Origin of the sequence: Curtobacterium sp. MWU13-2055 (assembly GCF_023242305.1) — a bacterium.
Lineage (GTDB): Bacteria > Actinomycetota > Actinomycetes > Actinomycetales > Microbacteriaceae > Curtobacterium.
Window position 1 is genome coordinate 1 of the sequence record NZ_JALLIO010000007.1, and the last position, 24,923, is coordinate 24,923.

At 70.7% G+C, this 24,923-nt stretch carries 25 protein-coding genes; 3 read left to right on the forward strand and 22 right to left on the reverse strand.

What is annotated here, in order from left to right; translation table 11 throughout:
* Positions 1-75 precede the first annotated feature (75 nt).
* The 17 genes from dapF to M4960_RS14050 all read right to left on the reverse strand — a co-directional run bounded on the left by dapF (position 76) and on the right by M4960_RS14050 (position 17,940).
* Positions 76-966 (reverse strand): diaminopimelate epimerase, encoded by an 891-nt coding sequence (gene dapF / locus M4960_RS13970; RefSeq protein ID WP_123341027.1) that lies wholly within the window; start codon positions 964-966, stop codon positions 76-78.
* Complete coding sequence (gene miaA, locus M4960_RS13975; protein ID WP_248704658.1) at positions 963-1,874, reverse strand: tRNA (adenosine(37)-N6)-dimethylallyltransferase MiaA; 912 nt, start codon at positions 1,872-1,874, stop codon at positions 963-965. Before miaA ends, dapF begins: the two co-directional genes overlap by 4 nt.
* Before the next feature lie 70 nt (positions 1,875-1,944).
* Entirely contained in the window at positions 1,945-3,438 is a 1,494-nt protein-coding gene (miaB, locus tag M4960_RS13980) for a tRNA (N6-isopentenyl adenosine(37)-C2)-methylthiotransferase MiaB (protein ID WP_123938804.1), read from the reverse strand.
* A 26-nt stretch (positions 3,439-3,464) separates the two neighbouring features.
* Positions 3,465-4,328 carry a regulatory protein RecX gene (locus M4960_RS19805; protein WP_248704547.1) on the reverse strand — a complete coding sequence of 288 codons (864 nt, stop codon included), beginning with the start codon at positions 4,326-4,328 and terminating at the stop codon, positions 3,465-3,467.
* On the reverse strand, positions 4,325-5,386 hold the full coding sequence (gene recA, locus M4960_RS13990) for a recombinase RecA (protein ID WP_111084595.1): 1,062 nt from the start codon (positions 5,384-5,386) through the stop codon (positions 4,325-4,327). Before recA ends, M4960_RS19805 begins: the two co-directional genes overlap by 4 nt.
* 282 nt (positions 5,387-5,668) lie before the next feature.
* Positions 5,669-5,893, reverse strand: a complete 225-nt coding sequence (locus M4960_RS13995; protein WP_111084594.1) for a DUF3046 domain-containing protein — start codon at positions 5,891-5,893, stop codon at positions 5,669-5,671.
* 107 nt (positions 5,894-6,000) lie between these two features.
* Positions 6,001-6,309, reverse strand: coding sequence for a helix-turn-helix domain-containing protein (locus M4960_RS14000; protein ID WP_027464765.1), 309 nt, complete (start codon positions 6,307-6,309; stop codon positions 6,001-6,003).
* Between the two features lie 154 nt (positions 6,310-6,463).
* Complete coding sequence (locus tag M4960_RS14005; protein ID WP_248704548.1) at positions 6,464-7,009, reverse strand: CinA family protein; 546 nt, start codon at positions 7,007-7,009, stop codon at positions 6,464-6,466.
* Positions 7,006-7,674: a CDP-diacylglycerol--glycerol-3-phosphate 3-phosphatidyltransferase gene (pgsA, locus tag M4960_RS14010; protein WP_173169677.1), complete on the reverse strand. Its 669-nt coding sequence runs from the start codon at positions 7,672-7,674 to the stop codon at positions 7,006-7,008. Before pgsA ends, M4960_RS14005 begins: the two co-directional genes overlap by 4 nt.
* Complete coding sequence (locus M4960_RS14015) at positions 7,671-10,580, reverse strand: DNA translocase FtsK (RefSeq protein ID WP_248704549.1); 2,910 nt, start codon at positions 10,578-10,580, stop codon at positions 7,671-7,673. The genes pgsA and M4960_RS14015 overlap by 4 nt, the downstream gene beginning before the upstream one ends.
* Positions 10,581-10,648: 68 nt before the next feature.
* Positions 10,649-11,878, reverse strand: a complete 1,230-nt coding sequence (locus tag M4960_RS14020) for an ABC transporter permease (RefSeq protein ID WP_248704550.1) — start codon at positions 11,876-11,878, stop codon at positions 10,649-10,651.
* A complete protein-coding gene (locus M4960_RS14025; RefSeq protein WP_248704551.1) occupies positions 11,875-12,573 on the reverse strand; it encodes an ABC transporter ATP-binding protein in 699 nt (232 codons plus the stop codon). Before M4960_RS14025 ends, M4960_RS14020 begins: the two co-directional genes overlap by 4 nt.
* Entirely contained in the window at positions 12,570-13,571 is a 1,002-nt protein-coding gene (locus M4960_RS14030; protein WP_248704552.1) for an efflux RND transporter periplasmic adaptor subunit, read from the reverse strand. Before M4960_RS14030 ends, M4960_RS14025 begins: the two co-directional genes overlap by 4 nt.
* Positions 13,572-13,708: 137 nt before the next feature.
* On the reverse strand, positions 13,709-15,385 hold the full coding sequence (locus M4960_RS14035) for a ribonuclease J (protein ID WP_131878632.1): 1,677 nt from the start codon (positions 15,383-15,385) through the stop codon (positions 13,709-13,711).
* Positions 15,386-15,434: 49 nt separating this feature from the next.
* A complete protein-coding gene (gene dapA, locus M4960_RS14040; protein ID WP_111084638.1) occupies positions 15,435-16,412 on the reverse strand; it encodes a 4-hydroxy-tetrahydrodipicolinate synthase in 978 nt (325 codons plus the stop codon).
* Positions 16,413-16,624: 212 nt separating this feature from the next.
* A complete protein-coding gene (locus M4960_RS14045; RefSeq protein WP_248704553.1) occupies positions 16,625-17,110 on the reverse strand; it encodes a dihydrofolate reductase in 486 nt (161 codons plus the stop codon).
* Positions 17,110-17,940: a thymidylate synthase gene (locus M4960_RS14050; RefSeq protein WP_248704554.1), complete on the reverse strand. Its 831-nt coding sequence runs from the start codon at positions 17,938-17,940 to the stop codon at positions 17,110-17,112. The genes M4960_RS14045 and M4960_RS14050 overlap by 1 nt, the downstream gene beginning before the upstream one ends.
* A gap of 54 nt (positions 17,941-17,994) precedes the next feature.
* Between M4960_RS14050 and M4960_RS14055 the strand changes: the two genes are divergently transcribed.
* Positions 17,995-18,915, forward strand: coding sequence for a TIGR01777 family oxidoreductase (locus tag M4960_RS14055; RefSeq protein ID WP_248704555.1), 921 nt, complete (start codon positions 17,995-17,997; stop codon positions 18,913-18,915).
* A 7-nt stretch (positions 18,916-18,922) separates the two neighbouring features.
* Here M4960_RS14055 and M4960_RS14060 read toward each other — a convergent pair whose 3' ends face one another.
* Positions 18,923-19,393, reverse strand: coding sequence for a tetratricopeptide repeat protein (locus tag M4960_RS14060; protein WP_374114422.1), 471 nt, complete (start codon positions 19,391-19,393; stop codon positions 18,923-18,925).
* A gap of 4 nt (positions 19,394-19,397) precedes the next feature.
* A complete protein-coding gene (locus M4960_RS14065; RefSeq protein ID WP_248704556.1) occupies positions 19,398-20,144 on the reverse strand; it encodes a 4-hydroxy-tetrahydrodipicolinate reductase in 747 nt (248 codons plus the stop codon).
* Positions 20,145-20,167: 23 nt separating this feature from the next.
* Between M4960_RS14065 and M4960_RS14070 the strand changes: the two genes are divergently transcribed.
* Complete coding sequence (locus M4960_RS14070) at positions 20,168-20,659, forward strand: GNAT family N-acetyltransferase (protein ID WP_248704557.1); 492 nt, start codon at positions 20,168-20,170, stop codon at positions 20,657-20,659.
* Here M4960_RS14070 and M4960_RS14075 read toward each other — a convergent pair.
* Positions 20,656-21,258, reverse strand: coding sequence for a histidine phosphatase family protein (locus tag M4960_RS14075; RefSeq protein ID WP_111084585.1), 603 nt, complete (start codon positions 21,256-21,258; stop codon positions 20,656-20,658). The two genes, M4960_RS14070 and M4960_RS14075, sit on opposite strands and share 4 nt — an antisense overlap.
* A gap of 8 nt (positions 21,259-21,266) precedes the next feature.
* Positions 21,267-22,601 (reverse strand): pitrilysin family protein, encoded by a 1,335-nt coding sequence (locus tag M4960_RS14080; protein WP_123938811.1) that lies wholly within the window; start codon positions 22,599-22,601, stop codon positions 21,267-21,269.
* A 246-nt stretch (positions 22,602-22,847) separates the two neighbouring features.
* On the opposite strand from M4960_RS14080, the gene M4960_RS14085 reads away from it, so the two are divergent.
* A complete protein-coding gene (locus M4960_RS14085) occupies positions 22,848-23,495 on the forward strand; it encodes a TetR/AcrR family transcriptional regulator (protein WP_123341038.1) in 648 nt (215 codons plus the stop codon).
* A gap of 255 nt (positions 23,496-23,750) precedes the next feature.
* Here M4960_RS14085 and M4960_RS14090 read toward each other — a convergent pair whose 3' ends face one another.
* Positions 23,751-24,716 carry a ferritin-like domain-containing protein gene (locus tag M4960_RS14090; RefSeq protein WP_248704558.1) on the reverse strand — a complete coding sequence of 322 codons (966 nt, stop codon included), beginning with the start codon at positions 24,714-24,716 and terminating at the stop codon, positions 23,751-23,753.
* Positions 24,717-24,923: the final 207 nt, after the last annotated feature.

Consider the following 24,923-nt stretch of genomic DNA (forward strand, 5'->3'; position numbering starts at 1 on the left):
GCGAAGCGCGCGGCGCGGCCCCGCCCCGCGGCCCCGCCCCGCGGCCCCCGCCCCGCGGCCCCCGCGCGCCCTGCGTCAGACCGTCAGGTCGCCGGAGAACACCAGCTCGGCGGGACCGGACAGCGAGACGTGCTCGCCGTCCTCCGCCGCGAACATCCGCACCGTCACGACGCCACCGGGAACCCGCACGCGCCAGGTGTCCGGCGCACCGGAGCCCACCCAGTACCGCGTCGCGAGGGCCGCAGCCACCGCACCGGTGCCGCACGACAGCGTCTCGCCACTGCCCCGCTCGTGCACCCGCATCGTGATCTCGCCGACGCCGTCGTTGATCAGGGGGTCGCCGGGCAGCACGAACTCGACGTTGGCGCCGTGCTCGGGCGCCGGGTCGAGCACGGGCAGGAAGGTCAGGTCGAGGTCGGCGAGTTCGTCCTCGGTCGCGACGGCGACGACGACGTGCGGGTTGCCGACGTCGATGCCGATGCCGGGCCGGGCACCGTCGAGGTTCTTGGCGCGCACCATGACGTCGTCGGAGCCGCCGTCCTCGATGCCCAGCCCCCACCGGCCGAGGTCGGCAGCGAAGCCGTTCGTGGTCCGCTGGATGTCGACCAGGCCTTTGCGGCTGCCGACGGTCAGGGTCTCGCCGGGTGCGAGCTCGACCAGGCCGGACTCGGTCAGGTACCGCGCGAACACCCGGATCCCGTTGCCGCACATCTCGGCGATCGTGCCGTCGGCGTTGTGGTAGTCCATGAACCACGTCGCCGCGGGTTCGACGGCCACCAGGGCGCGACCTTCGGGGATCGCTTCGGACCGCACCGCACGGATCACGCCGTCGCCGCCCACGCCGAAGCGTCGGTCCGCGATCGCGCGGATCCGCTCGGGGGTCAGGTCGACGGTGGCGTCGGGGTCGGCGAACAGGACGAAGTCGTTGCCGGTCCCCTGGCCCTTGGTGAAGTGCAGCTCGGTCACGGGACGATCCTACGGGCCAGTGCCGACAGGTCCCCGCGGTCGGCTCCGGTGACGTCGAGGGTCTCGGCGTCGGCGTAGCGGCGGAACCAGGACACCTGCCGTCGGGCGTACTTGCGCGTCGCGATGCCGGTCGCCTCGACCGCGGCCTCGATCGTGGAGGTCCCCCGCAGCACGTCGAGCGCCTGCGAGTACCCGATCGCGGCCCGCGCGGTCTTCCCGTGCTCGATGCCCTGCTCGCGCAGAGCCGCGACCTCGTCGACGAGTCCGGCGGCGAACATGCCCGCTGCACGCGCGTGCAGCGCCGTGACGAGCTGCTCACGGTCCCGTCGCAGGTGCAGGATGCGGGACGGTCGCCAGGCGCGGGGCGCGGACGGGAGGCTCGGGGTCACGACCTCGGATCGGCTCGCGATCTCGAGTGCCCGGATCAACCGCCGTGGGTTGCGTGCATCGATCGTCGCTGCGGCCGCCGGGTCCATGCCGCGGAGCCGCTCGAGCAGGATGCCCGGACCGAGCTCGTCGTGCTCGCGCTCGAGCTGCGCGCGGAGTTCCGGGTCGGTGCCGGGGAACGCCAGGTCGAACAGGACGGACGACACGTAGAGCCCGCTGCCCCCGACGAGCACGGCGACGCCGCCGTCCGCCTGGATCCGGTCCACGTCGGCTCGGGCAGCCACCTGGTACACGGCGACGCTCGCCTCGTCGGTGACGTCGAGCACGTCGAGTTGGTGGTGCGGGATGCCGTGCCGTTCGTCGAACGACAGCTTCGCGGTGCCGATGTCCATGCCCCGGTACAGCTGCATGGCGTCCGCGTTGACGATCTCGGCGTTCCGGCCGGCGGCGCGGAGGCGTTCGGCGATCGCGATCCCGAGGTCGGACTTGCCCGTCCCGGTCGCCCCGACGACGGCGATCAGATCAGCGTCGGAGGCGTCGAGCCCGCGGTGCCGGGCCGAGTCGCGCTCGGGGCCGTCCCCGGCGGGGGCGTCAGCGCCCGACACGGAGCGTCGGCAGCCCGAGCGACACCGGGCGCGGACCGTCGCCAGGCGCCGCCGGCGTCGGCACGCCGCAGCTCTCGGCCTCGGCGCGGTCCCAGGCGTCGCCCGCACGGGTGCGTCGGATGCGCAGCGGAGCGTCGTCGTCGGCGATCAGGAAGTGCGGGGCCGCTCGGGTGATCTCGACCGTCACGACGTCGCCGGGTCGCGGGACCGCGGAGCCCTCCGGCACGGCGAAGTGCACGAGCCGCGAGTCCTCGGCGCGTCCGGACAACCGGCGGGTGGCGTCGTCCTTCCGCCCCTCGCCCGTCGCGACGAGGACCTCGACGCTCCGGCCGACCTGCGCGGCGTTCTCTTCCGCGGTGATGCGTTCCTGCAGCGCGACGAGCCGCTCGTACCGCTCCTGCACGACGTGCTTCGGCAGCTGGTCGTCCATCGTCGCCGCCGGGGTGCCGGGGCGGATCGAGTACTGGAACGTGAAGGCGCTGGCGAACCGAGCCTGCTCGACGACGCGGAGGGTGTCCGCGAAGTCCTCTTCCGTCTCGCCGGGGAACCCGACGATGATGTCGGTCGAGATCGCCGCGTTCGGGATCTTGGCGCGCACCCGGTCGAGGATGCCGAGGAACCGCTCGCTCCGGTAGCTCCGCCGCATGGCCTTGAGGACCCGGTCGGACCCGGACTGCAACGGCATGTGCAGCTGCGGCATGACGTTCGGGGTCTCGGCCATGGCGTCGATGACGTCGTCGGTGAAGGCTGCCGGGTGCGGGCTCGTGAAGCGGATGCGCTCGAGGCCGTCGATGGCGCCGGCCGCGCGCAGCAGCTTGCCGAACGCCTGACGGTCGCCGAACTCGACCCCGTACGAGTTCACGTTCTGCCCGAGCAGCGTGACCTCGATCGCACCGTCGTCGACGAGCGCCTGGATCTCGGCGAGGACGTCACCCGGGCGGCGGTCCTTCTCCTTGCCGCGGAGCGACGGGACGATGCAGAACGTGCACGTGTTGTTGCACCCGACCGAGATCGACACCCAACCGCTGTGGGTCGAGTCACGCTTGGTCGGCAGCGTCGACGGGAACACGTCGAGCGCTTCGAGGATCTCGATCTGCGCCTCGTCGTTGTGCCGCGCACGTTCGAGCAGCGTCGGCAACGAGCCCATGTTGTGCGTGCCGAAGACCACGTCCACCCACGGCGCCTTCTCGAGGATGACGTTCTTGTCCTTCTGCGCCAGGCACCCACCGACGGCGATCTGCATGCCGGGGTGGTCGCGCTTGATGCCGGCAAGCTGTCCGAGGTTGCCGTACAGACGGTTGTCCGCGTTCTCGCGCACCGCACAGGTGTTGATCACGACGACGTCGGCCTGCTCGCCGTCGGCCGCCGTGTAGCCCGCTGCCTGCAGCGACCCGCTCAGCCGCTCGGAGTCGTGGACGTTCATCTGGCACCCGTAGGTGCGGACTTCGTAGGTGCGCTGGCGCGCTGCGACGGTGGCCATGGTCGTCCCAGTGTAGGTCGGGGCGACTACTCGAAGCGCACGGTCCCGCGGCCCGTCGGAGGGCGGCGTCCGCCGCCGTCGAGGGCCCGCTGGACGGCGATCCGAACCACGCCCGAGCCGTAGCCCTTGCGCATCAGGAACCCCGACAACCGACGCTCGGCGGTCGCACGGTCGAGCCCACGCATCTGCGGCGCACGCTTGTCGGCGAGCTCCTGGGCGCGGATGAACTCGTCGTCCTCGTCGTCGGCGGCTTCGTCGAGCGCGGTGTCGATCGCGATCTGGTCGATGCCACGACGACGCAGCTCGGTGACCACGCCCTGCCGCCCCAGACCCTTGCGGGCGTGCAGGCGGTCCACCAGGTCGGTGGCGAGGGCGACGTCGTCGAGCAGCCCGACGCGGGTCAGGCGTTCGATCTCGTGCTCGACCACGTCGGGGTCGAGGTCTTGCTGGGTGAGCAGTGTCCGCATCTCGGACTCGCTCACGCCCTTGCGGCCGAGCGCCCGCATGCTGAGCCGCTCGGCGTCGGCGCGTTGCTCGTCCAGGGGACGCGGGGCATCCGCAGGGTCGAGTTCTTCGCCACCGGCGATCGAGAAGACCGACGCCGTCGTGGCGTCCGCCCCGTCGTCGTCGTAGCCGTCCTGCTCGGCCCGCGCGGTCCGGCCGGAACCGTCGCCGATGACCGGCGAGACCCAGTCGGCCTGGGCACGCGGCCCACGGATGGGCAACGGGACGGGGGTGTCCGCATCGTCTTCGAGCACGGGCTCCGGAATGCTGGGCACCGTCTGCTCGGGTTCGGGGGTGGGCTCCGCAGCTGCCGGGGCCCGGCGACGGGACCTCGCACCGAACAGGTCGGTGACCGGTGCGAGGCCGTCGTCGTCGTCGGTGCTCACGCGCCCTTGCGCTCCGCGAGCTTCGGCGCGATCGACTCGACCGGAGCCTCTTCCGCCTTGGCGCCACCGACGCCGAGCTTGGCGAGGATCTTGCCCTCGATCTCAGCCGCGGTGTCGGGGTTCTGGATCAGGAAGGAACGCGAGTTCTCCTTGCCCTGCCCGAGCTGGTCGCCGTCGTAGGTGTACCAGGCACCCGACTTCTTGACGATGCCGTGGTCGACACCGAAGTCGAGCAGCGAGCCTTCGCGCGAGATGCCGACGCCGTACAGGATGTCGAACTCGGCCTGCTTGAAGGGCGGCGCCATCTTGTTCTTGACGACCTTGACACGCGTGCGGTTGCCCACCGCGTCGGTGCCGCTCTTGAGCGTCTCGATGCGACGGATGTCGAGGCGGACGGACGCGTAGAACTTCAGTGCCTTACCGCCCGAGGTGGTCTCCGGGGAACCGAAGAACACACCGATCTTCTCGCGCAGCTGGTTGATGAAGATCATCGTGGTCTGCGTCTGGTTCAGCCCACCGGCGAGCTTGCGCAGCGCCTGGGACATGAGGCGGGCCTGCAGACCGACGTGGGAGTCACCCATCTCGCCCTCGATCTCGGCGCGCGGTACCAGTGCTGCGACCGAGTCGATCACGATGAGGTCGATCGAGCCGGAGCGGACGAGCATGTCCGCGATCTCGAGCGCCTGCTCGGCGGTGTCCGGCTGCGACACGAGCAGGGCGTCGATGTCGACACCGAGCTTCTTGGCGTACTCCGGGTCGAGCGCGTGCTCGGCGTCGATGAAGGCCGCGATGCCACCGGCGCGCTGGGCGTTGGCGATGGCGTGGATGGTGAGGGTCGTCTTGCCCGAGGACTCCGGGCCGTAGATCTCGACGATGCGGCCGCGGGGCAGTCCCCCGATGCCGAGCGCGACGTCGAGCGCCACCGACCCGGTCTGGATGACGTTGACGGGTGCGCGTTCGTCCGAACCGAGGCGCATGATCGCACCCTTGCCGAACTGCCTGTCGATCTGTGCGAGTGCGGTCTCGAGGGCCTTTTCGCGGTCTGCCGGTGATGGCATGGGGTGCTCCTTCGTGCTCGTGTTCGGCCGCCTGTAGGCTGTCGCGTCCACGCCGGCCGGTGGTGCAAGGCCGATGGTTCTGCGACAAGGCTTCGGGCTGTTCCCGATGTCCATCAACCTATGGCTGGCCACCGACATCACTGCCGACGGTCACGCGATCTGTGGATGGAACACCTGGGCGACGCCGCTGTGGAGGAACGTACCACCGATCGAACACCCGTTCGAGCAACACGCCGAACACAGTTTCGGGCGGTGGCGGCGGCGCGACGGAGCGCGGACGCCTCAGTTCTGCGGCTCGGCCAACCCCTTGCCGTGCCGCCGGTCGAGCGGGACGTCCTGCGAGTCGCAGAGGGCGTCCCACACCCGGCGGGCGTCGATGCCGGCGGCGAGGGCGTCCACGGCCGAGCGGCCACCGAGGTCCTCGAGCACGACGTCACGGCTGACCACGGACCCGTAGGCCTCGCCGAACACCTGGTCGACGGCACGCCAGAACTCACTCACCCGCATCCGACAAGCCTAAAGCGTCCCCGAGCACACAGCGCCCCGTGCACAGCGCCCCGAACGCAGAACGCCCCCGCCGGGAGGTTCCGGCGGGGGCGTTCAGTGCGAGGCGCTCAGCGCACCGCGAGGTCGTTGTCGAACTCGGCGACGAGGTCGTCCGGGAGCGTGTCGGGGACGGGAGTGAGTCCCTCGACGATCGCGAGGCGGTCGCCCACCTCGCGCATGATCGTGGAGATGGGGGTGTCCAGCGCGTCCGCGACGGACGCGAGGATCTCCGAGCTGGCCTCTTTCTGACCACGCTCGACCTCACTGAGGTACCCGAGAGCCACACTGGCCTTGGACGCGACCTGACGGAGGGTCCGGCCCTTCTGCAAGCGGAAGTCCCGAAGAACATCGCCGATTTCCTGACGAACGAGAACCATGAGAACTCCTCCTCTCTGTCGTCTCCGCGCCCGCCCGATCCGGAGGATCGAGTTCGGGTTCAGCAACTTTAGCGTTGCCGGTTGAAGCATGCTAACCAGGCTGGCTGCCGTCCTGCTGGAGATTGCGTGAGATGTAACCCAGTGGAAACGGGACCTATTCCCGGCCCCGGACCACGGACGACATCCGTGTCAGGAGTTCGGAGACGGACGCCGTGCGGATTGCACCGCGGTCCCCGTCGAGGTGGAGTTCCCAGGCAGTGGCGCCGTCCGCCGACGCGATGCCGACGTAGACGGTGCCGACCGGCTTGCCGTCCTGCGGGTCCGGCCCGGCGACACCGGTCGTGCTGATTCCCCACGTCGCCGGCTCACCGTCGACGGACAGCGCGATGCGGACACCGGCCGCCATCTGCCGCGCGACCTCGGGATCGACGGCCCCGTTGGCCGCCAGCAACGCCGACGACACCCCGAGCACGGTGTGCTTGACGGGCGTCGCGTAGGCCACGACTCCCCCGCGCACCACGGCGCTCGCCCCCGGAACACCGACGAGCGTCGACACCACCAACCCGCCGGTGAGCGACTCCGCCACGGCGACGGTCTCCCCGCGACGCGTCAGGTCGGCGACCAGGTCCCGCGCGATCGCGTCGACCGTGTCGGCAGGGCCGGGAGGCACGGCGCCGGTCGCGTCGTCGGCCTGCGTCACGCGGTGGTCCGGTTGTGCTTCCACGCCTGGTACAGGTAGTCGATGCCACTGAGCACGGTCGCCAGGAAGGCGGCGCTCATCAGCACCACGTTCACCCAGTGCGCCCAGTCACCGACGAGCTCCCACCACGGGAAGAGTGCCGACGTCAGCGCGACGGCCTGCAGCACGGTCTTGATCTTGCCGCCACGGCTGGCCGGGATCACCCGGTCCGACAGCACCGCGAAGCGGAACACCGTGATGCCGATCTCGCGCACCATGATGAGCACCGTCACGTACCAGGGCAGCTCGGCCAGGATCGACAGGGCGACGAGCGCGCCGCCGATCAGGACCTTGTCGGCGATCGGGTCGACGAGCTTGCCGAAGTCGGTGACCAGGTTCTGCCGCCGGGCGATGATGCCGTCGGCGCTGTCGGTCACGATCGCGACGACGAAGACGATCGCCGCCCAGATGCGCAGCGGGCCGTCGTCGCCGGCGTCGGCGAGGAGCAGCACGAAGAACAGCGGCGCCATCAGGATGCGCACCACGGTGATGATGTTCGCGACGTTCGCCGTCGATGCGGGGCCGGGACCCTTGCGGAGCAGTCGCCCGCGCCAGGGGAACTTCGCGCCGTGTGTCGTGGCGCCGTCCGTCGTCTCCGTGCCGTCCGAGGCGGTCATCGCCTTCACTCCCTGCCCGTCAGTCCCCACGCGTCCTCATCGGGCTCGTCGTGCACTTCATCGTACCCGCGGGTCATGTCGCCCACGGGGTCGGCGCCGTAGCGGTCGCCGTCGTCGCTCGGGCCGGGGACGGGGGCCACGGGCGCCGGAGCAGCCGGTGGCTCCTCGCCGCGGAGCTTCGCGAGCACCGCGGGCAGCTGGTCGGTCGTGACGAGCACGTCCCGGGCCTTCGACCCCTCGGACGGCCCGACGATGTCGCGGGACTCCATCAGGTCCATCAGGCGACCGGCCTTGGCGAAGCCGACCCGGAGCTTGCGCTGCAGCATCGAGGTCGAGCCGAACTGCGTCGAGACGACCTGTTCGACCGCCGCGAGCAGCAGTTCGAGGTCGTCGCCGATGTCGGCGTCGATCTCCTTGCGCTCGACCACGGCCTGGACGTCCTGGCGGTACTCGGGCTGGGCCTGGCGGGTGACGTGCTGGACGACCTCGGCGACCTCGCCCTCCTGCACCCACGCGCCCTGCACGCGCAGGGACTTCGACGACCCCATCGGCAGGAAGAGCGCGTCGCCCTGGCCGATGAGCTTGTCCGCGCCCGGCTGGTCGAGGATGACGCGGGAGTCCGTGACGCTCGTCACCGCGAAGGCGATGCGGGACGGCACGTTCGCCTTGATCAAGCCGGTGATGACGTCCACCGACGGGCGCTGCGTCGCGAGCACCAGGTGGATGCCGGCAGCACGGGCGAGCTGGGTGATGCGGACGATGGACTCCTCGACGTCGCGCGGGGCGACGAGCATGAGGTCCGCGAGCTCGTCGACGACGACGAGCAGGTACGGGTACGGCTTGAGCTTCCGCTCGCTGCCCGCGGGCAGGACGATCTCGTTGTTCTCGATCGCCTTGTTGAAGTCGTCGACGTGGCGGAACCCGAACGACGCCAGGTCGTCGTACCGCATGTCCATCTCCTTCACGACCCACTGCAGCGCTTCGGCCGCCTTCTTCGGGTTCGTGATGATGGGCGTGATGAGGTGCGGGACACCCGCGTAGATCGAGAGCTCGACGCGCTTCGGGTCGACCAGGACCATGCGGACCTCGGACGGCTTCGCCCGCATGAGCAGCGACGTGATCATCGAGTTGATGAAGACCGACTTGCCGGAACCGGTCGAACCGGCGACGAGCAGGTGCGGCATCTTCGCCAGGTTCGCGACGACGAAGCCACCCTCGACGTCCTTGCCGACGCCGATCGTCATCGGGTGCTTCGACTTCCGCGCCGCGTTCGAGCGCAGCACGTCGCCGAGGGACACGATCTCGCGGTCGGAGTTCGGGATCTCGACGCCGATGGCGCTCTTGCCCGGGATCGGCGAGAGGATCCGGACCTCGTTGGAGGCCACCGCGTACGACAGGTTCTTCGACAGCGCCGTGACGCGCTCGACCTTGACACCCGGGCCGAGCTCGATCTCGTAGCGGGTGACCGTCGGACCGCGGGAGAACCCGGTGACCTTCGCGTCGACCTTGAACTCCGTCAGCACGCCGGTGATGGCGGCGACGATGTCGTCGTTCGCCTGGCTGCGAGCGACCGAGGGGGTGCCGGAGCTCAGGGTGGTGGCGGCCGGCAGGCGGTACGGCTTCGACGGGTCGTCGTCGGTCGCCGCCGCGGAGAGTTCCTCGGGCTCGTCGACGACCGGGTCCTCGACGAGGGGTGCCGCGATCACGTCGGGCACCGCGGGGCGGATCGCCGCGGTCGGCTCCGGACGCGCGGGGACGTCGGTGCCGAAGTCCCGCAGGGCCTGCTCGGCGACCTGCAGGTCCTGTTCGACGGAGTCGTTGAGGTTGACCGACGCGGGTTCGGCCGGCGTCAGGTCCACGAGACCGGCCGCAGCGCCCGCGTTGGGGTTGACCACCGGGGCAGCGGGTGCAGCCGCCGCGGCGGGCGGGGCCGTCGGTGCGACACCGGTGGCCGGGGGCAGGACGGGGCTGTCGTACGCCGGGTCCTCTTCGCGCCCGGACTTGTTCCGCCGCCACCACGGCACGTTGTCGCCGCCGGCGTCACCGTCGGCAGCGGCCTGCTCCTCGCCGAAGCCGAGGTCGTCGAACAGCTGGAAGTCGGTGTCGCCCTTCTTGCCGCGCTTGGTCGTCTTGGTGCGGGCGGCGGGTGCCGTTGCTGCCGCTTCGACCTCGGGCTCGGCGGCCGGGGCCGGCGCTCCGAACAGGTACGCGTACAGCTCGTGCAGCCGACGCCCGACCTTGTTCGGCGGCGTCTTGGTGATGATGAAGAGGGAGAGCACGAGCAGCACGATCGCCACCGGGACCGCGACCCAGGCGGTCGCGATCGTGACGAGCCAGCCGATCACGACCCAGCCGAGCACACCGCCGGCCGCAGCCAGGGCGGGCATGCCGTCCGCTGCGCTCGGCTGCCCGCCGAAGACGTGGCAGAGCGAGGCGATCGCGACGAGCAGGATCCCGAGGCCGATGCCGATCCGGGTGTTGTCGTGCACCGAGGCCGGGTGCCGGAACAGCCATCCGGCGAAGACGATCATGATCACCGGCAGAGCGAACGCCAACCGGCCGAACAGCCCGCCGAACGTGTACGCGTCGAGGGCGACCGACACCCCGTTCGTCGGGTTGAGCCACTCGACGACCGCACCGGCGATGGCCAGCACGAACAGCAGGAACGGGAACCCGTCACGCCGCTGGTCCTTCTCGAGGGACTCCTTGCCGAGCAGTCGGAACATCGCGCCGACGCCGTGCGCCATCGCGAGCCAGAACGTCACGAGCGGGTTCTGCTCGCGGAACACCGGTGTCGGTGCCGCCTGCGGCAGCTTCTTCGTCGTGGCCTGGGTGCGCGACGAACCGCGCGTCCCGTTCCCACGGGACGACGTGGACGCGCGCGAGCGCGTGGTCGACTTGGTGCCTCCGGCCATGGGCAGAACCCTAATCCCCTCCCAGGACAAACCAAGGGAGGCCCGCCGCAGGCCGGAGACGGCGGCGGTCAGTACCGGATCGCGTCGATGACCTTCACACGGACCGCCACCACAGCGGGCAGGACTCCCGCGAGGACTCCGACGAGCACCGCGGAGCCGATCCCGACGAGGGCCGCTTCGAGCGGGAACGGCGCTCCACCGACATCGACCCCGTTCGTGATCGCACTGCGGACGCCCCCGTTGCTCAACACGGCGGCACCGAGCATGACGCCGATCCCGCCCGCGACGGCGGTGCCGAGCACGCTCTCCAGCAGGACCGCCACGAACACCCGTCCGGCTGACGCACCGACGCCACGCCGGATGCCGATCTCTCGGATCCGCTGACGGACGCTCACCAGGGAGACGTTGAGGAGGCCGAGACCACCGAGCACGAGGACGAGGACCGAGACCGCGGCGATGACGTACCGCAGCGGACCGAGGGGATCCCCCTCGACCATGCCGGCTGCGTCCATCCGGTCGGCCGACACCGTGATCGAGTCCCCCGCCACGCGTTCGGCGTCGGCGGCGATCCGCTCGGCGAGTCGGTCGCCTCCCTGCTGCGGGACCCAGACCTCGAACGTCCGGTTCATGCCACCCTCGGGATCCGCCACGGCAGCGTCGGCCGCCGCCGATCGGGAGAGTTGGTACATCGCCGGCTCGGTGTCCCACTCGCTCGTCGCGTACTCGCCGATCACGACCGCCACGACACCGGGGGTCCCGGGCAGGCGGATCGTCGGGTGGGTGACGAGGTCCGGACCGCCCAGACGGTCGAGGAAGGCGCGGTTCACCACCACCGCGGGGGCGAGCCGTTCACGATCGGACGCGGTGAACCACGTCCCGGACTCGAGCCGGACCCGGTGCATCTCCGCGTACGTCGGGTCGACGATCCGCGTGTACACGTCACCGACGCCGTCCGGGAACTGGACGTTCGTCGAGCCCTCGGTCGCCTCGCTCGCGTACCGCACGCCGTACCGCTGGGCGGCCGCCCGGTACTGCGCGAAGAGTGCGTCCTCGTCGGGGACCAGCTCACCGGTGCTCGTCGAGGCGGAGAGCGAGAACGTCGCCGGACGTCCGCCGAACTGCTCGCCGAGCGCCGCGGTCGCGCGCTCGGCCAGCGAACCGAAGCCGACGGCGACGGCCAGCGACGCGACCGCGATGGTGACGCCGACCAGGCTGAGCACCACCCGGGCGCGGTGCACCCTGAGCTCCTGCCACGACTCGACCACGGTGCCGACGAGCGTGGTGAACACCCCGGTCATGCGGCCACACCCTGCACCGCATCGGCCACGACGCCGTGGTCGATCCGACGCACCACGTCGGCGCGTGCCGCGACCGCCGCGTCGTGTGTGATCGTCACGAGCGCCGCTCCGGTCTCGGTCGCGACCGTCTCGAGGAGCTCCATGACCGTACGACCGGTGTCGACGTCGAGCGCCCCGGTCGGTTCGTCGGCAAGGATGAGCCGCGGAGCCCGGACGAGTGCACGGGCGATCGCGACCCGCTGCTGCTCGCCGCCCGACAACCGGTGCGGCTGGGTGTCCGCGCGGTCGACCAGGCCGACGCGATCGAGCATCTCCAGGGCGAGGCGTCGACGGTGCCAGAAGTCGCGTCCGCGGGCGTAGAGCAACGGGACCTCGACGTTCTCCACGGCGGTGCGGCCCTGCAACAGGTTGAACTGCTGGAACACGAACCCGACGTCGGCCCCGCGGAACCGGTCGCGACGCAGGCCGCTGGTCCGCCCGACGTCGACGCCGTCGAACTCGTGCAGTCCGCTGCTCGGGGCATCGAGCAGCCCCAGGATGTTGAGCAGGGTGGACTTGCCGGATCCGGACCGCCCGACGATCGCCGTGCGGGAACCGTCGTCGATGTCGAGGTCGATGCCGCGGAGGATCTCGAGTCGCGTGCCGTCCGGCAGCACCACCGACTTCTCCAGCCCGCGCACGCTGACGAGGCTCAACCCATCACCACCGAACCGTCGTCGGCGAACGCGTCGTCCTCCGCCTGCTCCTTGCCCGGCACGAACTGCAGCACGGTGTCACCCTCGACCAGACCGGACCGGATCTCGACCTGCTCGCCGTCGTTCAGTCCGAGCACGACGGTCTTCTCGTGCCGTTCACCCTCGTCGTCCACCACCGTGACGACGCCCTTCTGCGCACTGCCCTGCACCGCGGTCGTCGGCAGCGTCAGGACACCCTCGGCGGTGCCGGCGGGGACGCTCACCGTGACCTCGAGCCCGGGGAACACCGTCACGCTCGACGGGACGTCGCACTCGAGCCGGGTGCCGGCGGCTCCGTCCGGCTCGTCACCGGCCCCGGAGCCGTCGGTCTCCGGCGCAGCACCCGATGCCGCACTGGTCAGCGACACGTTGGTGCACACGAACGGTGCCGGCCCGTCGGTGATCGTGACGGTCGCCCGCGATGGACGGGTGGTCAACCGGTAGAGCTGCGCTGCCTCGAGCGTGGCGCTGGCGCGGTACGCCTCCGGGGCGATGCGGGCCACGGTGTCGCCGATCGCCACCGGCTGCCCGGTGACGAGGTCGAGCCCCGAGACCGTGCCGGACGCCGACGCCGTCACCGTCGAGAAGGTCACCACGGGCGGGAGTGGTTCGTCGTCGTCGTCGGTCGTCGTCGACGGCGTCTCGACGCGGACGTCGATGAGCGGGGCCCCCTGCTCGACGTGCGTCCCGTTCGCGACGAAGAGCTTGTTCACGGTGCCTTCGGCAACGGACCGCACGGCGGTGGAGGACACCGAGCGGATCGAGCCGGTGGCCTCGACGTCGTTCACGATGTCGCCCGTCACGACGTCGACGGTCGGGTCCTCGATCTGCCCGGTCGGAACGGCCTCGGCCGCTTCCGGCTGGGCCGCGAAGAACGCGAGACGGACGAGGGCCACGGCGATGGCAGCGAACACGAGGAACTTCAGGCTGGGCCAGACCCAGCGACGCAGGAGGATCACCCTGGAATACTAGCGGTGTCATGTCGGTCTATGACGACCACCCTGAAACGGACGGGAGGCCCGCCGCAGCATCCGTGACGGACGCTGGACGGGCCTCCCGGTCGACCGCGACGAACGCGGCGAACGCGACCGACGCGCTACGCCTCGATGACCACCGGGACGATCATCGGACGACGGCGGTGCTTGGTGTTGACCCAGCGGCCGACCGTGCGGCGGACGACCTGCGCGAACGCGTGCGAGTCGCGCGTACCGTTCGCGGCAGCCTCGGCGATCGCCTTGGCGATCTGCGGACGGACGTCGTCGAACACGGAGTCGTCCTCGGCGAAGCCGCGCGACTGGATCTCCGGGCCGATGACGCACTGGCCGGTGGTGAAGTCCACCGCGGCGAAGACCGAGATGAAGCCCTCTTCGGACAGCACGCGGCGGTCCTTGAGGTCGGCATCGGTGATCTCGCCCACGGTCGAGCCGTCGACGTACACGTAGCCGATGTCGAGCTGCCCGGCGACCGTCGCGACGCCGTCCTTCAGGTCGACGACGATGCCGTCCTGCCCGAGGATCACGTTGCGCGGCGGCACACCCGTCTGGATCGCCAGGTCGGCGTTCGCGTACAGGTGGCGGTGCTCGCCGTGCACGGGCAGGACGTTGCGCGGACGCAGGATGTTGTAGCAGTAGAGCAGTTCGCCGGCCGAGGCGTGTCCGGAGACGTGCACCTTGGCGTTGCCCTTGTGCACGACCTTCGCGCCGAGCTTCGTCAGCCCGTCGATGACGCGGTACACGGCGTTCTCGTTGCCCGGGATCAGCGACGAGGCGAGGATGACGGTGTCGCCCTCGCCGATCTCGATCTGGTGCTCGAGGTTCGCCATGCGCGCGAGCACGGCCATCGGCTCGCCCTGCGACCCCGTCGACATGTAGACGATCTGGTCGTCGGGGACGTTCTTCGCCTTCTTGGTGTCGATGAGGACGTTCTCGGGCACGCGGAGGTAGCCGAGGTCGGCGGCGATGGTCATGTTGCGGATCATCGAGCGCCCCATGAACGCGACCTTGCGGTTCGCGGCCGCGGCGGCGTCGAGGACCTGCTGCACACGGTGCACGTGCGACGAGAAGCTCGCCACGACGACCTTCTTGCGGGCGCGCGTGATGATGTTCTCGAGCACCGGGCCGATGTCGCGCTCGGGGGCGGTGAAGCCCGGCACGTCGGCGTTCGTGGAGTCCGGCAGGAACAGGTCGACGCCGGCCTCGCCCAGACGGGCGAACGCACGGAGGTCGGTGATGCGGTCGTCCAGCGGGAGCTGGTCCATCTTGAAGTCACCCGTGTGCAGGACACGACCGGCGGGGGTCGTGATCGCGACGGCGAGGGCGTCCGGGATGGAGTGGTTCACGGCCACGAACTCGAGGTGGAACGGGCCGAGCTGCTCGGTCTGGTCCTCGGCCACGACGAGCGTGTACGGCTTGATCCGGTGTTCCTTGAGCTTCGCCTCGACGAGCGCGAGGGTCAGCGTGGAGCCGATCAGCGGGATGTCGTCGCGGAGCTTCAGCAGGTACGGGACGGCACCGATGTGGTCCTCGTGGCCGTGCGTGAGCACGACACCGAGGACGTCGTCGAGACGGTCACGGATCGGCGCGAAGTCCGGCAGGATCAGGTCGACCCCGGGCTGGTGCTCCTCGGGGAAGAGCACGCCGGCGTCGACGATGAGGAGCTTGCCCTCGTACTCGTAGACGGTCATGTTGCGACCGATCTCGCCGAGTCCCCCGATGGGGATGACGCGGAGGGTGCCGGGTTCGAGCGGCTGCGGTGTGGAGACTTGTGTGGGCATTCGGTCCTACGGATTCAGGCGACGCGCGAGGAGCGCGCCGCGGTGTTCGCTAGCGGGTGGTGCCTGGCACCTTTGGCAGTGCGCCGCCGGCCGCAGCGTTGCGGTCGGGGCGGAAGTTCGAGAAGTCGGCGCCGGGCACGTCGCGCACGGCTTCGAGCGAGGTCTCGATGGCGTACGCCTCGGAGTCCTCGGGGCCGACGAGCGGCAGACGGACGCGCGGGCTGCCGATGCGACCGAGCCCGTGGAGGATGTACTTCGCCGCGACCGTGCCGGGCACGTGGGTCATCACGGCGCGGACGAGGGGCTCGACGCGCTTGTGCTCGGCGGTGGCGGTCGCCAGGTCGCCGCGGTTCACGGCGTCGATGATGGTGCGGTACGGCGTGCTCGTGATGTTCGCGGTGACGCCGATCAGGCCCGTCGCGCCGATCGACAGGTGCGGGAGCACGTTGGTGTCGTCGCCGGAGAAGTACATGAGGTCGGTGTTGTTGAGCACGCGGGACACCTCGGCGAAGTCGCCCTTGGCGTCCTTCACGGCGAGGATGTTCGGGTGGTGCGACGCCCGCACGATCGTCTCGTACGTGATCGGGATGCCGGTGCGCCCCGGGATGTCGTACAGGATCACCGGCAGGTCGGTGGCGTCGGCGATCATCCGGAAGTGGGTGAGCACACCCGACTGGGTCGGCTTGTTGTAGTACGGCGTGACGATCATCACACCGTCCGCGCCGGCCTTCTCGCTCTGCTTGTACAGGTGGATCGCGTGCGCGGTCTCGTTCGACCCGCCACCCGTGATGATCTTCGCGCGGCCGGCGGCGACGGACTTGCCGACCTCGACCAGACGGAGCTTCTCGGGGTCGGTCAGGGTGCTGGTCTCGCCGGTCGTCCCGGTGACGACGATGCCGTCGGCGCCGGCGGTGATGCAGTCGTCGATGTGCTGCTCGACGCCGGGCCAGTCGACCTCGCCGTCGGCCGTGAACGGGGTCACGAGGGCGACGAGGACCTGACCGAAGGGATTCTCACGCGGGGACACGGGCACCAGCGTACCGGGGATGGGCGCGATGGCCGCCGTCCGGGTGGACGGTCGCCTGCCTGCGGCGCGGACGGGAGGCCCGGATCGCGTCCGTCCTGCCGCTCACGCCCGGTGTCGCGGGTGCGTCCAGGGCCGCCCGCGGCCGTCCGCACAACCAAAGTCATCGCGAACCACGGGAACGCGTGGTTCGCACGCACTTTGGTTGTGCTGCGCTACGCGCGGCGCCACTCGAGGAAGCGGTAACGGGTCCCCGTGCGGGACACCTGCCACGGGCCCTCGTCGGTGAGCGTCCAGCCGGCCGCCTCGTCGAGCGTCGGTGCGACGGTGTCGCCGGGCACGTCGACGTCGATGACGGTCTCGGACACGCGCTCGGCACGGTCCAGCGCCGCGGCGTAGACCTGGCCGCCGCCGATGACCCAGACGGGGCTGGCGGCACCGTCGAGCGCGGCTCGGAGGTCGTGCACGACCTCGGCGCCGTCGGCGGTCCAGGACGCGTCGCGGGTGAGCACCACGTTGCGGCGACCGGGCAGCGGACGGAAGCGTTCCGGCAGGGACTCCCAGGTGCGTCGGCCCATGAGCACCGTGGCGTCGCCGGTGACCTGCTTGAAGTGCGCGAGGTCCTCGGGCACGTGCCAGGGCATGCCGCCGTCGGCCCCGATGACCCCGTCGGTCGACCGGGCCCAGACCATGCCGATCATCAGACGGCGACCGCGGCCTTGATCGCCGGGTGGTGGTGGTAGCCGACGACGGTGAAGTCCTCGTACTCGTAGTCGTCGATCGAGTCGCGAGGCGCGAGCTCGATCGTCGGCAGGGCGTACGCCGTGCGGGACAGCTGCTCCTCGACCTGCTCGACGTGGTTGTCGTAGACGTGGCAGTCGCCGCCGGTCCAGACGAAGTCGCCGACCTCGAGCCCGGTCTGCGCGGCGATCATGTGGGTGAGCAGGGCGTAGGACGCGATGTTGAACGGGACGCCGAGGAACATGTCGGCGCTGCGCTGGTAGAGCTGGCACGAGAGCTTGCCGTCGTTGACGTAGAACTGGAAGAACGCGTGGCACGGCGCGAGCGCCATGTCCGGGATCTCGGCGACGTTCCACGCCGAGACGATGAGCCGGCGGCTGTCCGGGTTCGTGCGGATCTGGTCGATGACCTGGGCGATCTGGTCGACGTGCTCGCCGGACGGGGTCGGCCACGAACGCCACTGCACGCCGTAGACGGGGCCGAGGTCGCCGTCCTCGTCCGCCCACTCGTTCCAAATCCGGACATCGTGCTCCTGCAGCCAGGTGGCGTTGCCGTCGCCGCGCAGGAACCAGAGCAGCTCGTACGCGATCGACTTGAAGTGCACGCGCTTCGTGGACACGAGCGGGAAGCCCTTCGACAGGTCGTAGCGGAGCTGCGCGCCGAACAGGCTGCGGGTCCCGGTGCCGGTGCGGTCACCCTTCGGCGTGCCCTCGGTCAGGACCCGGCGGAGCAGGTCCTCGTACGGGGTCGGCACGGTGGGGTCGGGCTGCACGGTCTCGCTGTCGCTCACACACAGAAGCCTACGTCGGCGAAAGCCAACGGCAGCATGAGTAGCGTTGCCGGCATGGCAGACACGGCGGCAGAGCCCCTCTCGATCCTGATCGCCGGCGCGTCCGGTTTCATCGGCACCCCGCTCGTCCCCGCGCTGCGCGAGGCGGGCCACCACGTGACCACGCTCGTCCGGCGCGAGCCGCACACGGCCACCGAGTTCCGCTGGGCTCCGGGTCGCCGGCCGCTCGACCCGGCCATCGTCGACGGTGCCGACGTGGTGATCAACCTGGCGGGGGCGAACATCGGCAAGCTGCCCTGGACCGCGAAGTACCGCGAGGAGATCCGGCGCTCCCGCGTCGACGCGACCGACACCCTGGTCGAGGCCATGCGGCACGCCAGCACTCCCCCGGCGCTGTTCCTGTCCGGATCGGCGTCCGGCGTGTACGGCGACCGCCCGGCGGACGTCCTGCAGGACGACGCGGCCCCCGGCACCGGGTTCCTCGCCGAGGTCTGCACCGCGTGGGAATCCGCGGCGAACGCTGCCCCGGACGGCGTCCGCGTGGTGACCCTGCGCACGGGCATCGTGATCGGCGAGGGCGGCGGCGCGCTCGCACCCCTCATCCCGCTCACCCGGGCAGGGCTCGGCGGTCGCCTCGGCACCGGCGGGCAGCACTGGCCGTGGATCGCACTCGAGGACGAGGTCGGGGCGATCGTGCACCTGGCGACGAGCCCGTCGGCGTCCGGTGTCAGCGGACCGGTGAACCTCTCCGGGCCGGAAGCCGTCGTCGCCGACCGCATCACGAAGCGCGTCGCCGAGGACCTGCACCGGCCGTACCTGTTCCGGATCCCGGAGTTCGCGCTGCGCCTCGCGCTGCAGGACGCCGCCGACGAGATGCTGCTGTCGAGTCAGCGGATGGTGCCGACGAAGCTGCTCGAGTCCGGCTACACGTTCCGGTACACGCGTGCCGTGGACGCCGTCGACGCGGTCCTCTGACCAGGTCTCAGGCGCTCGATCGCGACAGGGCCGTGCGCATCGCGGCTCGAGCGCGCTTGCGGTCCCCCGCGGCGTCGTAGACCACCCCGAGCCGGTACCAGGCGCGCCAGTCCGCCGGGTCCTGCTCGACGGCGGCCTTGTACTGCGGGAAGAGCTCGTCAGCGGCCTCTCGCGTCGGACGCCCGGACGGACGCACGGGCACGACGTCCTCCGGTGCACCGCCCTCGGCCTCGAGCCGGGAGCCGAGCCGGGTGATCCGGATGCCGAAGCGGAACTCGAGCACGAGCAACAGCGCCCCGATCGCGGCGACGACGAACAGGGCGACGCCGATGCCGATCCCGATCGGGATGCCGGTGGCGATGAACGCCACGGCCCGCTGCCCGACGAGCACGATGTAGAGCGCCAACAGCAGGGTCATCAGCGCTGCGCCCCAGAACGGCGACCGGATCGCGCGGCCGGCCCGCGCTGCACGTCCCACCGGGTCAGCCGATGCCGAGGACGCTGCCGAGGCCCACGGTGAGCCCGCGGGCGGGTCCGAGGGCGGACAACGCCGCCCGGATCCCGGCGACGTAGGCGACGTCGTCGTTGGTGTCGTGCCGGATCGTCAGGGTCTCGCCGGGGCCGCTGAGCAGGACGTCCTGCACGGCCTTCACCCCGGGCAGCCGGAGCGAGTGGATCGGCACGCTCGCCACCTGCTGGCCGCGGGCGCGCTGGTCGACGTGCGGGGCCTCGACCGGGCCGACGTCGCGACGGGCCTCGGCGATGAGCTCGGCGGTGCGCACCGCGGTGCCGGACGGCGAGTCGATCTTGCCGGCGTGGTGCGTCTCGACGATCTCGACGGAGGGGAACCACGGCGCCGCGATGGTGGCCAGGTGAGTGCCGAGCACCGACCCGATCGAGAAGTTCGGCACCACGAGGACGCCCTGGTCGGGACGCTCCTGCAGGGCGGTACGGAGCTTCGCGAGGCGGTCGGCGGACCACCCGGACGTGCCGACGAGCACGTTCGCCCCGCTCGACAGCGCGTTCTCGACGATCGCGGGGCTGAGCGCCGGCACCGTCACGTCCACGACGAGCGCGGCGCCGCCGAACACCGACGGCGGTGCTTCGTGGGCACCGTCCTTCGACGACAGACGGGCGACGAGCTCGAACTCCGGGAGTTCCTCGACGACGGAGGCCACGAGGCCCCCGAGACGACCGGTGGCGCCGACGACGGCGACGGGAGTGACCATGCGGTCCATCCTAGGATCGACGCATGTCAGTCGAGGTCAGGACCGTGCCGGCCGATCTGCCCGAGGTCGACGTCCTGCTCGACGCGTACCTCGACGAGCGCGAGGCGACGTTCCCCAGTGCGCAGGGCGCGTACTCGCGGAAGCGCACCCCGGCGGCGGAGTTCACGCCGCCGAACGGGGTCTTCGCGGTGGCGTACGACGGCGGGGTCGCGGTCGGCTGCGGCGGCCTTCGGCGGATCGCGGACGACCCCGACGCGACCACCACGGACGTCCGGTTCGAGGTCAAGCACGTCTTCGTCACCCCGGCGGGACGGGGCAAGGGCGTGGCCACGGCGCTGATGGACGCGCTCGAACGGGAAGGCGCCGCGCTGGGGGCGACGAGCATCGTGCTGGACACGAACGACTCGCTCGTCGCGGCGGGCGCGATGTACCGCAGCCGGGGTTACGAGCGTGTCGCGCCGTTCAACGACAATCTGAACGCGACCACCTGGTTCCGCAAGCCGGTCTCCCGCTAGACGGGCTGGTCGACCGGCAGCCCGGTGCGGAGTTCCACCGGCAGGTGGGCCAGGTCGTTCAGGGCGACCACCTCGGCCGGTTTCGCGGAACGGATCCGGATGATCGTGAGCGCGGTGTGCGCGACGTTCGTGCCCATCCAGCGCCACTCGGGTGCCTGGAACGCCTCGCGCACGAACCAGCCGATCACGGCGTTGTGGGTGATGAGCAGGTCGTGCCGGTCCTCGCGCGCCGGGGTGAACCACTCGGAGACGGCGTCGCCCATCTGTGCCTGGCCGGCGATGATCTCCTCTTCCGTCACGCCGCCGTACCAGCCCTGGTAGGCGTGCGGCATGTCCGGGGTCGGGCCGGAGGGGACGCAGTCGAACAGCAGCGTCGACGGTTCGGGCTGGATCGACGGCAGTCGCTGCGCCAGGAACGCGGCGGTCTCGCTCGGGGCCTCCAACGGGGAGTGGTACACGCCGTCGAACGGCAGCCCGCCGAGACGGTCGGCGACGAGCATGGCCTGGCGCTTGCCGCGTTCCGACAGCTTGCCGTCGCGGAGGCCGTGCTCGGCGTCCTGGTGTTCGCCGTGCCGGACGAGGTACAGGTAGTGCGACATGTCCGTGCTCAGCTGCCCATCCCGATCGCTGCGGCGAGCTCGTCCTGCTGCACCGCCCCGACCACCGACGTGATCGTCGGGCGGGTCAGGAGGTCGCGGGCGAGTTCGAGCACGCCGTCGGTGGTGACCCGGTCGACACGCTCCAGTGCGGTCGACAGGTCGGTGTACTCCCCGGTGCCGAGCTCGGACCGGCCGAGGCGGGTCATCCGGGCGTCGGAGTCCTCGAGCGAGAGCGTCAGGGCGCCCTCGATCTGGCCCTTGGCGCGGCGGAGCTCGTCGTCGGTGATGCCGTCGTCCACCATGCGGCGGAACTCGGCGTCGATGATCTCGATGACCCCGGGGACGTTGTCGGGCGCACAGCCCGCGTAGACGCCGAAGGCGCCGTTGTCGAGGTAGGCGGGCGCGAAGGACGACACCGCGTAGGCGAGGCCGCGTCGCTCGCGGACCTCTTGGAAGAGCCGGGAGCTCATGCCCCCGCCGAGCACGGCGTTCAGGACGCTGAGGGACGGCCGGCGGTCGTCGCGCAGGTCGAGTCCCTGCGAGCCGCGCAGCATGCTGACCTGCTCCGTCGGACGGTGGACCACCGACAGCTTGGGCTCGATGGGGTCGGCGACGGTCTGCGGCGTCCGGCGCGCGAGCGGCTCGGCGGGCGGGGCGTCGTGGAACACCGCGGCGACCGCGTCGCAGAACCGGTCGTGGTCGACGGCACCGGCGGCGGTCACGACGATGCCGTTCGGTGCGTAGTGCTCGCGGTAGTGGGCCAGGACCTCGTCCCGCTGGACCGCGCGGATGCTGTCCGGGGTCCCGCCGATCGGGCGACCGAGCGCGTGTCCGCCGAAGGCCGCGGCGAAGAACGCTTCGCCCGCGACGTCGGCCGGGTCGTCGGCGGCCATCGCGAGTTCTTCGAGGATGACGCCGCGCTCGACGGCGAACGCCTCGGGGTCGAGCACCGAGCCGGTCACCATGTCACCGATGACCTGCACGGCCATCGGGACGTCGGCGTCCCGCACCCGTGCGTAGTAGCAGGTGTACTCCTTGGCCGTCGCGGCGTTGTGCTCGCCGCCGACCGAGTCGAACGCGATCGCGATGTCGAGCGCCGACCGGGTCTCGGTGCCCTTGAACAGCAGGTGCTCGAGGAAGTGGGTCGATCCGAACTGTCCGTCGCGTTCGTCGCGCGAACCGACGCCGACCCAGAACCCGATGCTCGTCGAAGCGGCACCGGGCACGGCTTCGGTCAGCACACGGACACCCGACGGCAGCACGGTGCGGCGGACGAAGGCTCCTCCGGACGTCAGGAAGGACGTGTCCGGGGCCCCGAGCGGCAGTGGCACTGGCTGGTTCATCGCAGACGAGCCTACTGATGCTCCGGAGCCCACCGCCCAGTTTCCACAGGCCCACGGACTGTCACTCGAAGAGGGGTACAGAAATTGCGGACAGACCGACTCGTCTGTCTGTCCTCCTTGTGGTACAGTCGTTCACGCCGGATCGAAAGCCCCCCTAAGTTCCGATCCGGCGGCTCGGGACATCAGTCCTCGCGGCCACGAGTCCCCCCACTCGTCCGCGGAGCCGATGAACCAAGGAGCCACGCTGTGACGGTCGATTCCCCCCAACCGGCCGTCCAGCGTCTCCCTGGTCCGAGCACGAACCTCGCGTCGCCGGACGGGTCGAGCGTCCCCCCGACTCCCCGCTCCGGCGGCGCGAAGGTCCGCATCCTCGAGACGGCCACGCGACTCTTCTACGAAGAGGGCATCCACAGCGTCGGCGTCGACCGCCTCATCTCCGAGGCGAGCGTCACGAAGGCGACGTTCTACAAGCACTACGGGTCGAAGGACAACCTGATCCTCGCCTACATCCGCACGCAGCACGAGCGCGTGCAGGAACGTCTGGAACAGCTCGTCACCGACGCCGGCTCCTCCGCCGCAGCGGTCCGAGCGTGGGTCGCCGCCCTGGCGGACGAGGTCAACGACCCCGACTTCCGCGGGTGCGCGTTCCTCAACGCCGCCGCCGAGTACCACGACCCCCGCGACCCCGTGCGCGAGGTGGTCGCCACCCACCGCGACTGGTACACCGACCGGCTCGCCACCCTGCTGCAGGAGTCCGGCCACCAGCTGCCGGGCGACGGTGCCGACGAGCTCATGCTCGCGCGCGACGGTGCGATGGCCGGCGCCTACGCCGGTGACGCCATCGCGGCGACGGCAGCGCTCGGTCGCGTCGTCGACCGCGTCCTCGCCGCCTGACGTCCGGCTGCCGTCGACGCAGAACGACACCCCCGATGTCGTACGACGTCGGCTTTGTCGCTCCACCGCGGCCGCAACAGTCGCAGGCGCGCACGAACGACAGCCTCGACGTCGTACGACGTCGACCTTGTCGCGTCAGCCGTCGGCGCCAGCCCGGCGCGACCACAGTGCGGACGGGAGGCACGGTGCCAGCTGGCACCGTGCCTCCCGTCCGCACTGTGGTCGCGCTCACCGCGACCGGTCGCGTCGCGCGGATCAGGCCGGTCCGGTGGCACTCCCGGGGTTGCCGCTCGAGACGATCGACCCGTTGACGCCGTCCGGGAAGAACCCGCCCTTGTCGATCTGGTTCGGGTTCAGGAACACCACGTTCAGGACACGCTCCGCGGTGCGGCCGTAGGCGAGCGAGTTCGAGTCCGTCGGCACGAGGTTCACCGCTCCCGACCGGGTCGTCACCCCCTGGTCGTCGTCGGTCGGACCGTCGAGCGAGTCACGGGCGTCGGAGATCTTGTTCGCCGGCACCTGCAGCCCCTTGTCCGAGAGCTTCGACCGGATGATCCCGGCGTGGTAGGCCTCGACGGCGAGGATGCCCGCCGCGGCACTGAGGTACGTCTTGCTGGTGATGAGCGGCGCGGCCCCCTTGTAGGCGGTGACCCCGACGTCCTCGAAGATGTACGCCCCGAGCAGGAAGTTCTCCTCGCTGGCGAACGGGTCGAAGGTGCCGGTCGGGCCGACCACACCCGCAGCGCGCGCCGCCGCGGTGAAGCTCGACACGAGGTCGATCTTCGGACGTGAGACCGTCGCACCGCCGAGGGCGGATCGGAGGAACGCCACGTGCGCGCGCTCGTCGTTCGCGATCTCGGTGGCGATGCCGCGGATGGCCGCGGTCTTGAACGGCACCTTCTTGCCACCGATCACCGGCCCCTGCGGGTCGATGCCGGTGATCATGCTGTCGGCGAGGCCCGCGCCGAACACGGCATGCAGGTAGAACTCGGCCTCGAGGTACTCGAGGTTCAGGGCGAAGTTGAGGATTGCGGCGTCGGAGACGGCACCGTCCTCTTCCGGGGTGGCGGCGGCGCGGTCGGTGGTGAGCACCGACGAGCCGAGCGCGGCGATGCCGGCTGAGGCGCCGGCGACGCCGGCGGCTGCGAAGAACCGTCGTCGGTCGAGCGCGTTCTCGGCGCTGCGATCGATGGCGTGGTGGATGAAACGCTTGTCGAACATCGTTGTCCTCATGTCGTGCTGGCAGCACGGGACCCCACCGACGCTGCAGGGAAACGGGTCGGTCGAGCCGCGATCGGCGGGATGGTCGATCGTGCGGCGAAGATACCCCCGAACAGGGGGGTGCCTCCACCGTTCCCGGTCATTCGGCGGAGTTCGGACAGGGCCACCGCACCGGGCGGCCGCGTCGGGCGGTCGCGTCGGGCCGCC

Bases quoted from the DNA above. Each gene is read 5' to 3' on its own strand.
- M4960_RS14035 (WP_131878632.1), bottom strand. From the start codon at position 15,385: ATGCCCACACAAGTCTCCACACCGCAGCCGCTCGAACCCGGCACCCTC.
- M4960_RS14045 (WP_248704553.1), bottom strand. From the start codon at position 17,110: ATGATCGGCATGGTCTGGGCCCGGTCGACCGACGGGGTCATCGGGGCC.
- M4960_RS14080 (WP_123938811.1), bottom strand. From the start codon at position 22,601: ATGAACCAGCCAGTGCCACTGCCGCTCGGGGCCCCGGACACGTCCTTC.
- M4960_RS14000 (WP_027464765.1), bottom strand. From the start codon at position 6,309: ATGGTTCTCGTTCGTCAGGAAATCGGCGATGTTCTTCGGGACTTCCGC.
- M4960_RS14065 (WP_248704556.1), bottom strand. From the start codon at position 20,144: ATGGTCACTCCCGTCGCCGTCGTCGGCGCCACCGGTCGTCTCGGGGGC.
- M4960_RS14075 (WP_111084585.1), bottom strand. From the start codon at position 21,258: ATGTCGCACTACCTGTACCTCGTCCGGCACGGCGAACACCAGGACGCC.
- M4960_RS14015 (WP_248704549.1), bottom strand. From the start codon at position 10,580: ATGGCCGGAGGCACCAAGTCGACCACGCGCTCGCGCGCGTCCACGTCG.
- M4960_RS14090 (WP_248704558.1), bottom strand. From the start codon at position 24,716: ATGTTCGACAAGCGTTTCATCCACCACGCCATCGATCGCAGCGCCGAG.
- miaB (WP_123938804.1), bottom strand. From the start codon at position 3,438: ATGGCCACCGTCGCAGCGCGCCAGCGCACCTACGAAGTCCGCACCTAC.
- M4960_RS14070 (WP_248704557.1), top strand. From the start codon at position 20,168: ATGTCAGTCGAGGTCAGGACCGTGCCGGCCGATCTGCCCGAGGTCGAC.
- recA (WP_111084595.1), bottom strand. From the start codon at position 5,386: ATGCCATCACCGGCAGACCGCGAAAAGGCCCTCGAGACCGCACTCGCA.
- M4960_RS13995 (WP_111084594.1), bottom strand. From the start codon at position 5,893: ATGCGGGTGAGTGAGTTCTGGCGTGCCGTCGACCAGGTGTTCGGCGAG.
- M4960_RS14055 (WP_248704555.1), top strand. From the start codon at position 17,995: ATGGCAGACACGGCGGCAGAGCCCCTCTCGATCCTGATCGCCGGCGCG.
- M4960_RS14020 (WP_248704550.1), bottom strand. From the start codon at position 11,878: ATGACCGGGGTGTTCACCACGCTCGTCGGCACCGTGGTCGAGTCGTGG.